The 15,421-nt window shown below is 59.2% G+C and carries 12 protein-coding genes; 3 read left to right on the top strand and 9 right to left on the bottom strand.

Annotated features, from left to right (window positions below):
* Nucleotides 1–108: 108 nt before the first annotated feature.
* Nucleotides 109–1,455, bottom strand: a complete 1,347-nt coding sequence (gene pmbA / locus ACZRMH_RS14630) for a metalloprotease PmbA (RefSeq protein ID WP_464013981.1) — start codon at nt 1,453–1,455, stop codon at nt 109–111.
* A gap of 107 nt (nt 1,456–1,562) precedes the next feature.
* Here pmbA and yjgA point away from each other — a divergent pair, with 107 nt between their 5' ends.
* Nucleotides 1,563–2,084 carry a ribosome biogenesis factor YjgA gene (gene yjgA / locus ACZRMH_RS14625; RefSeq protein ID WP_464013980.1) on the top strand — a complete coding sequence of 174 codons (522 nt, stop codon included), beginning with the start codon at nt 1,563–1,565 and terminating at the stop codon, nt 2,082–2,084.
* A 47-nt stretch (nt 2,085–2,131) separates the two neighbouring features.
* On the opposite strand, the gene tldD is transcribed toward yjgA, so the two are convergent.
* The 8 genes from tldD to mreB form a co-directional block, all read right to left on the bottom strand.
* Nucleotides 2,132–3,574 (bottom strand): metalloprotease TldD, encoded by a 1,443-nt coding sequence (tldD, locus tag ACZRMH_RS14620; protein WP_464013979.1) that lies wholly within the window; start codon nt 3,572–3,574, stop codon nt 2,132–2,134.
* Between the two features lie 106 nt (nt 3,575–3,680).
* Nucleotides 3,681–4,508, bottom strand: coding sequence for a carbon-nitrogen hydrolase family protein (locus ACZRMH_RS14615; RefSeq protein ID WP_464013978.1), 828 nt, complete (start codon nt 4,506–4,508; stop codon nt 3,681–3,683).
* Between the two features lie 153 nt (nt 4,509–4,661).
* Complete coding sequence (locus ACZRMH_RS14610) at nt 4,662–8,474, bottom strand: YhdP family protein (protein WP_464013977.1); 3,813 nt, start codon at nt 8,472–8,474, stop codon at nt 4,662–4,664.
* A 75-nt stretch (nt 8,475–8,549) separates the two neighbouring features.
* Nucleotides 8,550–10,007 (bottom strand): ribonuclease G, encoded by a 1,458-nt coding sequence (gene rng, locus ACZRMH_RS14605; protein WP_464013976.1) that lies wholly within the window; start codon nt 10,005–10,007, stop codon nt 8,550–8,552.
* A gap of 56 nt (nt 10,008–10,063) precedes the next feature.
* A complete protein-coding gene (locus tag ACZRMH_RS14600; protein WP_464013975.1) occupies nt 10,064–10,669 on the bottom strand; it encodes a Maf family protein in 606 nt (201 codons plus the stop codon).
* A 51-nt stretch (nt 10,670–10,720) separates the two neighbouring features.
* Nucleotides 10,721–11,209, bottom strand: coding sequence for a rod shape-determining protein MreD (mreD, locus tag ACZRMH_RS14595; RefSeq protein ID WP_464013974.1), 489 nt, complete (start codon nt 11,207–11,209; stop codon nt 10,721–10,723).
* Nucleotides 11,209–12,222, bottom strand: coding sequence for a rod shape-determining protein MreC (mreC, locus tag ACZRMH_RS14590; RefSeq protein WP_464014012.1), 1,014 nt, complete (start codon nt 12,220–12,222; stop codon nt 11,209–11,211). Before mreC ends, mreD begins: the two co-directional genes overlap by 1 nt.
* A gap of 191 nt (nt 12,223–12,413) precedes the next feature.
* A complete protein-coding gene (mreB, locus tag ACZRMH_RS14585) occupies nt 12,414–13,451 on the bottom strand; it encodes a rod shape-determining protein MreB (RefSeq protein WP_003439856.1) in 1,038 nt (345 codons plus the stop codon).
* Nucleotides 13,452–13,661: 210 nt separating this feature from the next.
* Here mreB and gatC point away from each other — a divergent pair, with 210 nt between their 5' ends.
* A complete protein-coding gene (gene gatC / locus ACZRMH_RS14580) occupies nt 13,662–13,949 on the top strand; it encodes an Asp-tRNA(Asn)/Glu-tRNA(Gln) amidotransferase subunit GatC (RefSeq protein WP_016781778.1) in 288 nt (95 codons plus the stop codon).
* Between the two features lie 15 nt (nt 13,950–13,964).
* On the top strand, nt 13,965–15,416 hold the full coding sequence (gatA, locus tag ACZRMH_RS14575; protein WP_464013973.1) for an Asp-tRNA(Asn)/Glu-tRNA(Gln) amidotransferase subunit GatA: 1,452 nt from the start codon (nt 13,965–13,967) through the stop codon (nt 15,414–15,416).
* Nucleotides 15,417–15,421 lie beyond the last annotated feature (5 nt).

Here is a 15,421-nt window from a genome sequence, read left to right as displayed (position 1 = left end):
TAAGCGATATTGATTATCAAAACAAGCCTGCCAAAGGATGAGATGCACAAACACAAAAAAGGCGTATCACCGATTCAGTGATACGCCTTGGCATGGAACAGCGCAGCGTTAGCTACCCGCCACCATCATGCGCTCGATCAACACCGAGCCGGTGCGGATGTTGCTGCGCAGTTCCAGATCGTTGCCCACAGCCACGATCTGCTTGAACATGTCGCGCATGTTGCCGGCAATGGTCACTTCCTGCACCGGGAACTGGATCTCGCCGTTTTCCACCCAGAAGCCCGCTGCGCCACGGGAGTAATCGCCCGTAACCATATTCAGGCCACTGCCCATCAGTTCGGTAACAAACAAGCCGCGGCCCATGCGACGAATCAATGCAGCTTGATCCTCGTCACCGTGAGTCACGAACAGGTTATGCACACCGCCCGCGTTGGCGGTGCTTGGCATGCCCAGCTTACGGCCCGAATAAGTGCTGAGGATGTAGGACACCAGTTCGCCATCCTTGATAAACGGCTTGGCGTAGGTGGCCAGGCCATCGTTATCGAACGACGAACTGCCCATGGCGCGCATCAAATGCGGACGCTCATCCAGGGTCAGCCATTCAGGGAAGATCTGCTGGCCCATGGCATCCAGCAAGAACGACGATTTGCGGTACAGGTTGCCTCCCGAGATCGCCCCCAGGAAGCTGCCAAACAAACCACCGGCCAGTTCGGCCGAGAACAGCACCGGCACTTCACAGGTCGGCACCGGGCGCGAGCCCAGACGGCGAGCAGCGCGTTCAGCGGCGCGCTGGCCAATGGTGGCTGCGTCCATCAACAACTCACCCTGGCAATTGACGTCATACCAGTAGTCGCGCTGCATCTGGCCGTCGCCTTCAGCGATCATCACGCAGCTCAGGCTGTGGCGGGTCGAGGCCGAGCCGCCGATAAAGCCGTTGCTGTTGCCGTATACGCGACAACCCTGATGGGTGCTCAGCGTGGTGCCATCGGCATTCTTGATCCGGCTGTCTGCCTCGAACGCTGCCGCCTCACAGGCCAGGGCCTTTTCAATAGCCTGCTCCGGGGTAATGTCCCAGGTGTGGAATACATCGAAGTCTTTCAGGTCACGGGCCATCAGGCTGGCATCTGCCAGGCCCGAGCTCTCGTCTTCAGAGGTGTGTTTGGCAATTGCCAACGCTGCCGCAACCGTTTCGCGGATAGCATCCGGGCCGGTGGCCGAGGTGCTGGCCGAGCCTTTGCGCTGGCCAACATAGAGGGTGATGCCAAAACCCTGGTCGCGATTGAACTCGACGGTTTCGACTTCACGCTGACGTACCGAGGTCGACAAACCCTGCTCCAGCGACACCGCAACTTCGCAGGCACTGGCGCCCTGGCGCTTGGCTTCGGCAATGATTTGCTCGACCTGCTCCTGCAGTGCCGGCAAGGCCTGCGGGCCGACGCTTTGTACTGCACTCATGGTTTTCTCCACTCAAATTCTGTTTTCGGCAGGGCCGCCGAGCGACCGGGCCGGACAAGCGGCCCCCGACTGGTTATCATGGCGGCGTTTCTTTGCGGACTGCCACCATGGTTGATTCTTACGACGACGCCTTCGACGGCGAAAAAAGCAAATCGCAGGTCAAACGCGAGCTTCATGCTCTGGTTGATCTGGGCGAGCGTCTCACGACACTCAAGCCTGACTTGCTGAACAAAATGCCCCTGACTGACGCTATGCGTAAGGCTTTGGCAGATGCTCCAAAACACACGGCCAATATTGCGCGCAAGCGCCATATGATGTTCATCGGCAAATTGATGCGCGATCAACCGCTTGAAGAAATTCTTGCCATGATCGATCAAGTCGATGCCTCTTCTCGCCAGTACAACGAACGCTTCCATAACCTCGAGCGCTGGCGTGATCGCCTGATCGAAGGTGATGACGCGGTACTGGAAAAGTTTGTTGCCGAGTTCCCTGAGGCTGACCGCCAGCAAATGCGCTCGGTTATCCGTCAGGCCAAACACGAGCTGGCTCATAACAAGGCACCGGCCTCTAGCCGCAAATTGTTCAAGTACATCCGTGGGTTGGACGAGACTCAACGCGGTCTGCGTTAAGCCTCGTACCCGCAAAGGCTGCCTTGCAGCCTTTGCGGGACTCTTTATCAACCGCCTGTACCGCCCACTGTAATCGCGTCAATCTTCAGGGTTGGCTGCCCAACGCCTACCGGCACCGACTGCCCGTCCTTGCCACAAGTCCCCACGCCGCTGTCCAGCGACAGGTCGTTACCGACCATCGACACCTTGCTCATCGCTTCCGGCCCGTTGCCAATCAGGGTTGCGCCTTTGATCGGGTAGGTGATTTTGCCGTCTTCGATCATGTACGCCTCGCTGGTGGAGAACACGAACTTGCCGCTGGTGATATCGACTTGCCCACCACCCAGGTTGGCGCAGTAAATGCCCTTTTTCACCGAGGCGATAATTTCGCCCGGATCACTCTCACCACCCAGCATGTAGGTGTTGGTCATACGTGGCATCGGCAGATGTGCGTAGGACTCACGCCGACCGTTACCGGTGCGGGCCACGCCCATCAGGCGGGCGTTGAGCTTGTCTTGCATATAGCCCTTGAGCACGCCGTTTTCGATCAGTGTGGTGCACTCGGTCGGGGTGCCTTCGTCGTCCACGCTCAAGGAGCCACGGCGACCGGCCAGGGTACCGTCATCGACGATGGTACAGAGCTTGGAAGCGACCATTTCACCCATACGGCCACTGTAGGCCGAACTGCCCTTGCGGTTGAAGTCACCTTCCAGGCCATGGCCCACGGCTTCGTGCAGCAATACACCGGACCAGCCCGAACCCAGCACCACAGGCATGGTGCCTGCCGGTGCTGGCACAGCTTCAAGGTTGACCAGAGCCTGGCGCAGCGCTTCACGGGCATAGCCCATGGCGCGGTCATCTGTAAGGAAATAACGGTAGTCGGTACGCCCGCCGCCGCCATGCCCGCCGCGCTCACGACGGCCGTTTTGCTCGACGATGACGCTGACATTGAAACGCACCAGCGGGCGAACGTCGGCAGCCAGGCCACCGTCAGTAGAAGCTACCAGAATCCGCTCCCAGACCCCGGCCATGCTCACGGTCACTTGCTGGATACGCGGGTCGAGGGCACGGGTGGCCGCATCGATACGCTTGAGCAGTTCGACTTTTTCAGCGCGGCTGATGACTTCCAGCGGGTTGTCCGAGCCGTAGAGCTGGGCCACGTCCTGGCTGGTGAACGCCTGCACCGTGCCGTTTTGCCCGGCGCGGGAGATCGAGCGGGCAGCACGGGCGGCCAGCCCCAGGGCTTCCAGGGTGATGGCGTTGCTGTAGGCAAAACCGGTTTTCTCGCCAGACTGGGCGCGTACGCCCACGCCCTGATCGAGGTTGAAGCTGCCTTCCTTGACGATGCCGTCTTCCAGAGCCCAGGACTCGGAAATCTGACCCTGGAAATACAGGTCTGCCGCATCAATGCCCGGCCCGGCCAGGTCGCCCAGTACGTTTTGCAGGCTTTCAATGGTGACACCGCCCGGTGCCAACAGGTGTTCGCTGACTGAGGTCAACAACTCGCTCATATTCACTCCGTCTTGGCCCTTGCATCAGCATCTTTGAGTGCTGAACCCACGGGCCTGAAAATTGGTCTTGCCTTGAACCTGCGGGAGCGGGCTTGCCCGCTCCCGCCTAAATCAAATGGGTGTTGAACCGCCGATGGCTCACCACCGGCATGCGCGCCCTGATATCCGCCTGCTCAACGGCGTCACGCGCGGCCAACAATACGCCCTCACCTTGCGCCTGCTCGGCCAGCACGCGCCCCCAGGGATCGACAATGGCTGCATGGCCCCAGGTTTCCCGCGGGCCCGGGTGTACGCCACCCTGGGCCGCTGCGAGCACATAGCATTGGGTTTCAATCGCACGCGCACGAATCAGGATGTCCCAATGCGCCGCCCCCGTCACGGCCGTAAATGCCGAGGGCGCGGTAATCAGCTCAGCGCCAGCAGCGCGCAACTCGCTGTACAACTCGGGAAAGCGCAGATCGTAACAGACGCTCAGGCCCAGCTTGCCCACTGGCGTATCCGCCACCACTACGCGTTTACCCTGAGCATAGTCGTCGGACTCACGGTAACGCCCACGATTGTCTGACACATCCACGTCAAACAAGTGCAGTTTGTCGTAGCGGGCCACTTGCTCGCCCTCGCCGTTGATCAACAGTGAGCAGGCATTGACCCTGGCTTCAGGCTGGCCCTCGGGCGGCAAGGGTAAAGTCCCGGCCACTATCCATAAGTTGAGGTCGCGGGCAGTCTGTTTCAACCATGGCAGGATCGGGCCCTGGCCCAATGCCTCGGCGCGACCGATATCGGCAGTATCGCGACGGCCCATGGCGGCGAAGTTCTCGGGCAGCACCGCCAGTTGCGCGCCGCCAGCAGCCGCCTGTTCCAGCAGCCGCCGAGCCTGAACCAGATTGGCCAGCACATCGCTCTGGCTAACCATTTGAATGACTGCTAGCGACATGGTGAATTCCTGATCGAGATAAACCTTATGTGGGAGTCGGGCTTGCCCGCGATGCAGGCGACCCGGTTGTTCTGACCGATCGCAGTGAGGCCATCGCCGGCAAGCCGACTCCCACAGATGTTGTGAGGCCCGAGCCTGCCGGCAATGCTACTCCTAGTTTTTTTCAAAAGGCTTGTCGAAGGTGATCTTCGGATCGTTCCACGGGCCTTGAATGCTGTATTGCACACTGGCGAAGCGCGAAACCTGATCACCGATCAGCTTGTTGAGCAAAAACACCGCACCGCCTACCGCCGGGCCACCCACCAGCAATGCGGCCAGGGGCAGGTTGTTGGTCACCGGCAAGGTCACCAGCAGCTTGGCATTGACCCGGTCGGTGACCATGTTCAAGGTGCCATTAAGCTCCAGATTGGTAGACGGCCCGGTCATCAGGATCGGTTTGCCAGTGGTGTATACACCGTTGCTGGCATTGAGTACGCCCTTGACCCGGTCATAACTCAAACCTTTGCCAAACAGGTCGGAGAAGTCCAGGCGCAGACGGCGACCAATGGCGTTGAAGTTCAGCAGGCCAAAGATGCGCAGCACCTGAGCGCTGCCATCGACCTCGACAAACTGGCCTTTATTGAGCGTGGCGTCCAGTGTGCCGGAGAAACGCTTGAGGCCGATCCAGGCCGGTGAACCCGGCCAGTTGCCGTCCACGTCCAGATGAAAATTTTCACTGGTCACACTGGGTGCAAAGCCCCAGTTCTTCAATACGTTGCCCAGGTTGCCGCCGCCCAGGCGCCCCTGATACCAGCTCTTGCTATTACCTGCGACGCCTTCCCAGCCGCCCGAGCCTTCGAGGAGCAAGCCCTTAAGACCCAGATTGAGACTGTTAAGAGCAATACCGCGGTTGTTCGGGCGTATTTTCAGTGACCAGGCACCAAGCAGGTCAGGCCCCTGATAGAGCTGACGAATAATGATATCCAGTGCCGGAATTTTACGCGGGTCAACCGCGGCCAGCGGGTCCGGCGCATTATCGTCAGCCACAACCTTGGGGTCGGGGGCTGGCAGTCGAATGCTCTGCATCGTCACCACAATCGGCGCGTTTTTCGCATCCGGCAAGGTCACAGCACCTATGGCCTGTTTGCTGTCGATTTGTAGCGCCCAGGCTGCGGCGGTGCGCTTCATGATCAAGCGCACCTGATCCAGCTGGGTGCCGAAGGCAATCAATTTGCCGACCTTGAAATCGGCACTGTTGAGCAGTTGCTTGGCACTGCCACCCGGGTCATTACCGGCATAGCGCTCAACCAGCGCTTGCCATGGGGCAACGTCCAGTTCCGACAGCACGCCACGAATACGCAGGCCTTTGCTGGTGGGCAACAGCGGAGTGCCATCACCGAGGAACAGTTCACCACGGCCGTCTTCAAACTTGCCGTTGGGTGCGGCGAAGGTCAGGTTGGCCAGGTCGCCATAGTCAAACCAGTAGCGGCGCTCAGCCCCTTGCAGGGTCATGCGGAACACGCTGTTGCGGCTTTCATTGGCCGCCAGGCCGAAGGGTGCTGGTAAATCGACCACTGCCCCTCTAAGGCTGGAACTGACCCGCAACTGGCTGTCAGCACCGTCCAGGGTGAGTTGTAGCTGATAGGGCAAATCACCCGTAATCGGGATCGGCTGATCGAACTTGAGCCAGTCCGTCAGCTTTTTAACCCCCACCTGGCCGCTGGCCACAACGCGAGTACTGATACGGCCAGGCTTGCCGTCGGCAAAAATCTGCGCCGTGATCGGACGATCAAACGCCCGGGCGCTGATGCCCTTGCCACTCAGGCCCTTGGCGCTGTCGAAACGGAAATCGCCCTTGAGATGGGTCAGTTCAAACTCGGGCTCGCTGATTTTCAAACGGGCCTTGTCAGTGTTGAAATCCACCACCACTTTCGGCTCTACGCCTTTTTCCAGCGGGATATCCAGATCGACACGGCCCTTGAGCGAGCCCTCACCCTGCCAGCCGGCAAAGGTTTCAGCAGTACCGATGGGCGCCTCCTGGAGGATTTTCAGGCCATCACCCAGCCCGCCATCAAAGTCACCATCCAAAAACAGGTGGCTGACCTTGCCACTGGGCACATGGGGAATGCTCACGGCAACGTTGCGCACCTGGGTGTCGAGTAACTGGCCTTTGCTGGCCATGATCCGCACACCGCTGTCTTCGATAAACACATCACCCGAGACATTGCGCACATGGGGCCAGCCAGGCTGGAACGCCAGTTCGGCACCATGCACCTTGAAGAACAGGCTGATATTGCGCGCCGCCGCAACCGCATCGTGGCTCAGCGAGCCTTGATACTGGAAAAAGCCCTCTTCCACCGCACCCTTGATAATCGCCGTGCTCAGCCACTCGGTCAGCGCTGGGCTCAAGACTTCAGGCAGGTATTTGGGAGTGAAACTGCCGTCACCATCGGTCAGCCCCACCCGCAGGTCCATGTAGTCTTCCTGGGAGTGGTCGAGGTGAATACGGATCAAAAAGTCGGCCGCGATCTTGCCCTCTTCCCCCAGCACTTTGATGTACGGGGCAATCAGGGTGAAGCTGTCTTTATTCAGGGTCCAGGTCAGCAAGGCATTGGCTTGCAGGTACTGCCAGGGTTTAGCGAAGATCGGCTGCAGATGCAGCATGAAGTCCTTGCTGTCCAGGCGCAATTCACCCTTGCCCAGGTCGCCACTGATCAGGCCGCTGACATTGCGCGCGGCAGGAGCACCGTGGGTGGCATCAAAGCCGACCTGCTGCAAATTTGCAGCGAAGCTGAGTTTTTGATCGTCCGTGGCATCAGGACGGAAGTCGACCAGCACATTGCGCAGCGTCCCGGTGACCTTGAGCTGATCGACCACCTTGGCCACAGCGTCAGACCAGGGCGCCAGCGAGTCGAGCAGTGGCGTAATCGGGGTCAGGTTCAGGCGGTCGGCCTGCAAGTGCCAGCGCTGCTGCTCCTTGTCGGTGGCCGCGAACTGCTGCAACTGCATGCGGGTTTGCCAGCGGGTTTCACCCAGGTTCATGGCCAGTGAATCGAGCGCCACCTTGTAACCCTGCGTACCCCGCTCAGCCCAGGCATGCAACGCCAGATTATCAATGGTTTCAGGCTTGCGATCAGCGTAGGCACCCTTGAGTCTTGGCGCATTCAAGCGCGCCACCGCGCTCTGTACCGAGCCTTTGCTCCAGTTGAACCAGAGCTCGCCTCCGGCCTTGAGTTCAGACATTTTCCACGGCGCGATCAGCGAAGCCGGCAGCCACTTGGCCCAATCACTTTGCGGCAAGCTCACATAAGCCTGGGCTGCACCGTCACGCCAGCGACTGGCCTGGACCTGGGTTTTCAGGCTCAGCGCTACAGGCTGGCCATCGGGCAAGGTGAACCGGGCATCGAGGCGCTGATCCGAAGCGCCGACATCCAGGGTCAGGCCCATATAGGTCAGGGTCAGCGGCGCTTGCTTGTAGGGTTCGAGAGTCACCTGGCTATCGAGCACGGACAACTGGGCCACGTGCTGCAATTGATTGAGCAGTTGCTCGGGGTCCAGCGGCTGGTCGTCCTGTACCGGCAAGCCTTCGAGAGTCCAGTGGCCGTCCTTGTCCTGGCGCAAGCTCAGTTGCAAGCCATTGAGTTGCACGCGGGCAATGCGGATATCGCGGCTCATCAGGCTGGCCCATACATCAGGCACCACCTGCACTTCGTCCAGACGCAGGGCGCTGTTGCCCTCGCCGACCATCACATCGTGGGCCCGCAACACCGGCGCCATGCCGCTCCAACTGCCCTCCAGGCTGCCGATGGTCAATGGCATGCCCAAGGCTTCGCGCGCCTTGTTCTGGACTTCTACGCGGTATTCGGCAACCAGGGGCGCAAGTTCGCGGCCCAGGCTGACGTACAGCGCAGTCAGCACCAACACCAGGGCGCACGCGCCCAACCCCCAACGGGTCAGCGCGGCAAAAAAGCGTGTCAGACGCTCCATGTCAGGTGGCCCCTTCAATAATGATCGAAGGGGCTGAGTTCAGCCCCTTTTTAACGCCATACGACGCCTGAGACTTCAGAGCAGCACCACGTCGTATTGTTCCTGGGAATACATGGTTTCAACTTGAAAGCGGATCGTACGGCCGATAAATCCTTCCAGCTCCGCAACGTTGCCCGACTCTTCATCCAGCAAACGATCAACCACTTTCTGGTTGGCCAGTACCCGATAGCCTGTCGCCTGATAGGCCCGGGCCTCGCGCAGGATTTCACGGAAAATTTCGTAGCAGATGGTTTCCGGGGTTTTCAGCTTGCCGCGGCCCTGGCAGCACACGCAAGGCTCACACAGCACCTGCTCAAGGCTTTCGCGAGTACGCTTGCGTGTCATCTGTACCAGGCCCAACTCGGTAATACCGATGATATTGGTCTTGGCGTGATCACGCTCCAGTTGTTTTTCCAGGGTGCGGATCACCTGGCGTTGGTGCTCTTCATCTTCCATGTCGATAAAGTCGATGATAATGATGCCGCCCAGGTTGCGCAGGCGCAGTTGCCGGGCAATGGCGGTGGCCGCTTCGAGGTTGGTCTTGAAGATGGTTTCTTCAAGGTTGCGATGGCCCACAAAGGCGCCGGTATTGACGTCGATAGTGGTCATGGCCTCGGCCGGGTCGACCACCAGATAACCGCCGGACTTGAGCGGCACCTTGCGATCCAGGGCTTTCTGGATTTCGTCTTCGACACCATACAAATCAAAAATCGGCCGCTCGCCCGGGTAGTGCTCAAGGCGATCGGCAATTTCCGGCATCAACTCGGCAACAAACTGAGTGGTCTTCTGGAAGGTTTCCCGCGAATCGATGCGAATTTTCTCGATCTTTGGACTGACCAGATCACGCAGCGTACGCAGCGCCAGGCCCAGGTCTTCATAAATCACTGTCGGCGCACCAACGGTTTGAATCTGAGCCCCAATCTGATCCCACAAGCGACGCAGATAGCGGATATCCATCAGGATTTCATCCGCCCCGGCACCCTCGGCTGCCGTGCGCAGGATAAAACCACCGGCTTCCTTGATACCTTCCTGGGCCACACAATCACTGACCACCTGTTTAAGGCGCTCACGCTCGGCTTCATCTTCGATCTTCAGCGAAATGCCGACATGAGCCGTACGCGGCATATACACCAGATAACGCGAAGGAATCGACAGCTGAGTGGTCAGGCGCGCACCTTTGGAACCAATCGGATCCTTGGTGACCTGCACCACCAGGCTCTGGCCTTCGTGCACCAGGGTACTGATGCTTTCAACAGCCTGGCCTTCACGCAGGGAAATTTCGGAGGCATGAATAAACGCCGCACGGTCCAGGCCGATATCGACAAAGGCCGCCTGCATGCCGGGCAAAACCCGGACGATCTTGCCTTTGTAGATATTGCCGACAATGCCCCGGCGCTGGGTACGCTCGACATGCACCTCTTGCAGAACACCGTTCTCTACCACCGCCACGCGCGATTCCATCGGCGTGATGTTGATCAGGATCTCTTCACTCATGGCTGGGTCTCGTTCAGGCGTCATCACAGTAGTGCCACGTCTCGTAGGTGCGGTATTCAGCGCACGGTAAGGTTTTGCCAACAGGGTATGCCGAAATGCCCGAGCAGTTCTGCGGTTTCGCACACGGGTAATCCCACAACAGCGGAATAACTGCCATTGAGCCCCGCTACAAACACCGCAGCCAGGCCCTGAATGGCGTAACCACCGGCTTTATCCTGGGGTTCACCGCTAGCCCAGTACAAGCGGGCTTCTTGTTTGCTGATGTTTCGAAAGCGTACCTGGCTGCGTACCACTCGGGTTTCGCAACGCACGGCGTCAATAATTGCGATGGCGGTCAACACTTCATGCTCTCGACCCGACAGCGCCATGAGCATAGCCAAGGCGTCGGCCTCGTCGACCGGTTTACCGAGAATGTGCGCATCGAGCACTACGGCCGTGTCGGCCCCCAGCACGCAAAACCCATCGTCCGGCATGGAGGTCAGCAGTTGTTGGCGTCCAGCCCGGGCCTTTTCGAGCGCCAGGCGCTCGACATAGGCCACAGGGGATTCATTCGGGAGGGGAGTTTCGTCAATGGCTGCGCTGACCGTTTCAAACGGCACGCCGATTTGAGTCAGTAACTCGCGTCGGCGCGGTGAGCCAGAGGCCAGATAAAGCGAAGTCATCAAGACATCTCCCTGTCGAGGTGCACAAACCAGGAAATGGCTCGTATCCAGTTAATTGATTTTGAAACGTCGGCACAGCCCGCGAAGGCCGTAGCTGATCCAGGGCCACAACAAGGCACTGACCACACCCGGCAATACCAGAGCCAGGGTCGGCTGGCGATTACCGGTCAATGCACTGAGCCACAACTGGGCAAGCTGGGCCAGGCCAAATATCACCAGCAGCACCAGGCATTGCTGCCACATCGGGAACACCCGCAGGCGCTGCTGAAGTGACAGGACCAGGAAGGTAATCAGGGTCAGGGTCAGGGCGTTCTGCCCCAGCAAGGTGCCGTACAGCACATCTTCCGCCAGGCCCAGGCAGAACGCAGTGACCATGCCCACTTTATCCGGCATGTACAAGGCCCAGAAGGCCAGCAGCAAGGCCAGCCAGAGCGGGCGCAGGATTTCCATGAACTGCGGCATCGGTGAAATGCTGAGCAACAGGCCGATGGCAAACGTCAGCCAGATGATCCAGCCATTTCTCGAACGGGTACTCGCCATTATTGCCTCTCCCGGGTAGTAGCCGGCACAGCGGCTGGCGGCTTGACTGCGGCGGGGGTTGCAGGTTTTTTCACGGCCTTGGGATCGCTGACCACCGGGGCTGGAGCCACAGCTGCCGGTGCAACAGGCGCAGCAGGTACGACCGGCTTGGGCACTGTCGCCGGAACAATTGGCGGCGCTTCACCGTTCTGTTCAGCTTCCTGGGCCTTGGCCGCATCATTGGCGCGCTCTTCCGGGGTGCGGCTGTCGCTGAACACCAACAGCAGGTAGCGACTGCGGTTCAACGCCGCCGTCGGCACTGCGCGCACAATGGCAAAAGGCTGACCCGAATCGTGGATCACCTCATTGACCGTAGCCACCGGATAGCCAGCAGGGAAGCGCTGCCCCAGGCCCGAACTGACCAGCAGGTCGCCCACTTTGATATCCGCAGTGTCCGCCACATGACGCAATTCCAGACGCTCGGGGTTACCCGTACCGCTGGCAATCGCACGCAAACCGTTACGGTTCACCTGCACCGGAATACTGTGGGTGGTATCTGTCAGCAACAACACGCGGGAGGTGTAAGGCATCAGCTCAACCACCTGCCCCATCAGCCCGCGCGCATCGAGCACCGGCTGCCCCAATACAACGCCGTCGCGCTCACCCTTGTTGATGATGATGCGATGGGTGAAGGGGTTTGGGTCCATGCCGATCAACTCGGCCACTTCAACCTTTTCGTTGACCAGCGCCGAAGAGTTGAGCAACTCACGCAGGCGAACGTTCTGCTCGGTCAAGGCAGCCAGCTTTTGCATGCGGCCTTGAAGCAGAAGGTTTTCGGTTTTGAGTTTCTCGTTCTCGGCTACCAGTTCAGTACGACTGCCGAACTGACTGGCCACACCCTGCCACAAGCGCTGCGGCAAATCGGTGATCCAGTAGGACTGCATCAGCACCAGCGACATTTGACTGCGCACAGGCTTGAGCAACGTGAAGCGAGCGTCCACTACCATCAGCGTGACCGATAGCACGACCAGCACCAGAAAGCGCACGCCCAATGAGGGGCCTTTGGAAAAGAGCGGTTTAATAAGCCGCTCCTCCGGGGCAAGTGTTCAATTTATTCATACGGCTTCAAGCGGCCTGGATGAAGATTGACAAAAGATAAACGCCAAAAGGCAGCACTGCAAAGTGCTACCTTCTGGTGATAACCAAAGGACTGCACCAGACGATCTTATTCGCTGGAGAGCAGGTCCATTGTGTGTTTATCCATCATTTCCAGCGCACGGCCACCGCCACGCGCAACGCAGGTCAGCGGGTCTTCGGCAACGATAACCGGCAAACCGGTTTCCTGGGCCAGCAACTTGTCGAGGTCACGCAGCAAGGCGCCACCACCGGTCAGCACCAGGCCACGCTCAGCGATATCCGAAGCCAGCTCTGGCGGAGACTGCTCCAGCGCGCTTTTCACAGCCTGAACGATGGTTGCCAGCGACTCTTGCAGAGCTTCTAGCACTTCATTGGAGTTCAGGGTGAAGGCACGTGGTACGCCTTCTGCCAGGTTACGGCCGCGCACGTCAACTTCACGTACTTCACCGCCCGGGAAAGCTGTGCCGATTTCGGTCTTGATGCGCTCGGCAGTCGATTCACCGATCAGGCTGCCGTAGTTGCGGCGCACATACGTGATGATCGCTTCGTCGAAACGGTCGCCGCCAACCCGTACGGATTCAGCGTAAACCACACCGTTGAGGGAGATCAGCGCGATTTCGGTGGTACCACCACCGATATCGACAACCATCGAACCGCGTGCTTCTTCTACCGGCAAGCCGGCACCGATGGCAGCAGCCATTGGCTCTTCGATCAGGAACACTTCACGGGCACCGGCACCGAGTGCCGATTCACGAATGGCGCGACGCTCTACCTGAGTCGATTTGCAAGGTACGCAAATCAGGACGCGAGGGCTGGGTTGCAGGAAGCTGTTTTCATGCACCTTGTTGATGAAGTACTGCAGCATTTTTTCGCAAACGCTGAAATCGGCAATAACGCCGTCTTTCATCGGACGAATGGCAGCAATGTTGCCCGGTGTACGGCCGAGCATGCGCTTGGCCTCGGTGCCGACGGCAACGACACTTTTCTGGTTACCGTGTGTCCGAATGGCCACAACCGATGGTTCATTCAGGACAATACCGCGCTCACGCACGTAAATAAGGGTGTTGGCAGTGCCCAGGTCGATGGAAAGATCGCTGGAAAACATGCCACGCAGTTTCTTGAACATGGGAAAGGGACCCTAGGCAACGCGTGGGTAAAAAAGTGCGGCAAACTCTAACAACGACAGGGATTTTGGGCAAGGCGCCAATATGTTAAATTGGGCGCTTTTCTGAGCACCAACTCCCATAATCGCGGCCATGTGACCGTAGAAATGCGGTAGTGTTCCGACAATCTAACACACGGATCGCATCCGTCCTGTTTTCCACTGGAGAATCCCATGGCGCTAGACCGCTCCGACGTGGAAAAAATCGCTCATTTGGCCCGTCTTGGCCTCAATGATGCCGATATTCCACGCACCACCGAAGCCCTTAACAGCATTTTGGGGCTGATTGATCAGATGCAGGCAGTCGACACCACCGGTATCGAGCCTCTGGCCCACCCACTGGAAGCCAGCCAGCGCCTGCGCGCAGACGTCGTGACTGAAAGCAATCATCGCGAGGCTTATCAGTCCATCGCACCAGCGGTCGAAAACGGCCTCTATCTGGTTCCGAAAGTCATCGAGTAAAGGGAAAGAGCCTGCATGCATCAATTGACTCTGGCCGAGATCGCCCGCGGACTCGCCGATAAAAAGTTTTCTTCCGAAGAGCTGACCAAGACCCTGCTGGCGCGTATCGCCCAGCTCGACCCTCAGCTCAACAGCTTCATCACCATCACCGAAAGCCTTGCGCTAGAGCAGGCCAGGGCCGCTGACGCACGTCGCGCCAACGGTGAAAGCGGTGCCCTGCTGGGCGCCCCGATCGCGCACAAGGACCTGTTCTGCACCCAGGGCGTACGCACCAGCTGCGCTTCGAAGATGCTCGATAACTTCAAGGCTCCGTACGACGCCACCGTGGTCGCCAAGCTGGCCGCAGCAGGCACCGTCATGCTGGGCAAGACCAACATGGACGAGTTCGCCATGGGGTCGGCCAACGAATCGAGCCACTACGGCGCAGTGAAAAACCCGTGGAATCTTGAGCACGTACCCGGTGGTTCTTCGGGTGGTTCGGCTGCCGCCGTTGCCGCCCGTCTGTTACCTGCAGCGACCGGCACCGACACTGGCGGATCTATCCGACAGCCGGCAGCCCTGACCAACCTCACAGGTCTGAAACCGACATACGGTCGTGTTTCGCGCTGGGGCATGATCGCTTATGCCTCCAGCCTCGATCAGGGCGGCCCTTTGGCGCGCACGGCCGAAGACTGCGCGATTTTGTTGCAAGGTATGGCCGGTTTCGACCCGCAAGACTCCACCAGCATCGACGAACCCGTACCGGACTTCAGCGCCAGCCTTAATGGTTCGCTGCAAGGCCTGCGTATCGGTGTGCCAAAAGAGTTCTTCAGCGAAGGACTCGACCCGCGCATTGCCGAACTGGTGCACAACAGCGTCAAGGAGCTGGAAAAACTCGGCGCCGTGATCAAGCCCATCAGCCTGCCGAACATGCAGCACGCGATTCCTGCGTACTACGTGATCGCCCCGGCTGAAGCTTCGTCCAACCTGTCGCGTTTTGACGGCGTGCGCTTTGGCCATCGCTGCGAAAACCCGAAAGACCTTACCGACCTGTACAAGCGCTCGCGCGCCGAAGGCTTTGGCCCGGAAGTACAGCGCCGGATTCTGGTCGGTGCCTACGCACTGTCGGCGGGCTACTACGACGCTTACTACCTGCAAGCGCAAAAAATCCGCCGCCTGATCAAAAACGACTTCATGACCGCGTTCAACGAAGTCGACATCATCCTCGGCCCAACCACGCCTAACCCGGCCTGGAAAATCGGCGCTAAAAACAGCGACCCGGTTTCGGCCTATCTGGAAGACGTCTACACCATTACCGCCAACCTCGCGGGCCTGCCGGGCCTGTCGATGCCAGCCGGTTTTGTCGACGGCTTGCCAGTGGGCGTGCAGTTGCTTGCGCCTTACTTCCAGGAAGGTCGCCTGCTCAACGTTGCGCACCAGTATCAGCTCAACACTGACTGGCACACGCGCTCACCTGCCGGCTTCTGAGGAGA

This window comes from Pseudomonas sp. B414, assembly GCF_055408445.1.
The sequence above is the reverse complement of the archived record's forward strand: the minus strand, read 5'-3'. Positions and strand labels throughout refer to the sequence as shown.